Annotated in this window: 1 protein-coding gene; it reads left to right on the top strand. The window is 58.1% G+C overall.

Annotated features, from left to right (window positions below):
* Window positions 1–283, top strand: a 283-nt coding sequence (locus HGR_RS01630) for an IS5/IS1182 family transposase (protein ID WP_006296308.1), incomplete at its 5' end; no start/stop codon positions are given.
* Between the last annotated feature and the right edge of the window lie 6 nt (window positions 284–289).

Raw genomic sequence — 289 nt, 5'->3', positions numbered from 1 at the left:
TGAACATCTGATTGGCGACAAGGCGTACGACAGCGATGGCCTGGATACGCAACTGGCTGAACAGGGCGTGGAATTGATCGCGCCACACCGAACCAATCGCCGAAAACTCAAGACCCAGGATGGACGCGCGTTGCGCCGTTACGCGCGGCGCTGGCTGGTCGAACGGTTCTTTGCCTGGATGCAGTGGAAGCGCCGCCTGCTCACACGCTGGGAGTATTACGCCCGCAATTTCCTCGGCTTCGTTCAGCTGGCTTCCATCACCATCCTGCTCAAACGAATTTGAGATAGG

Source organism: Hylemonella gracilis ATCC 19624 (assembly GCF_000211835.1).
GTDB classification, from domain to species: domain Bacteria; phylum Pseudomonadota; class Gammaproteobacteria; order Burkholderiales; family Burkholderiaceae_C; genus Hylemonella; species Hylemonella gracilis.
The sequence above is the reverse complement of the archived record's forward strand: the minus strand, read 5'-3'. Positions and strand labels throughout refer to the sequence as shown.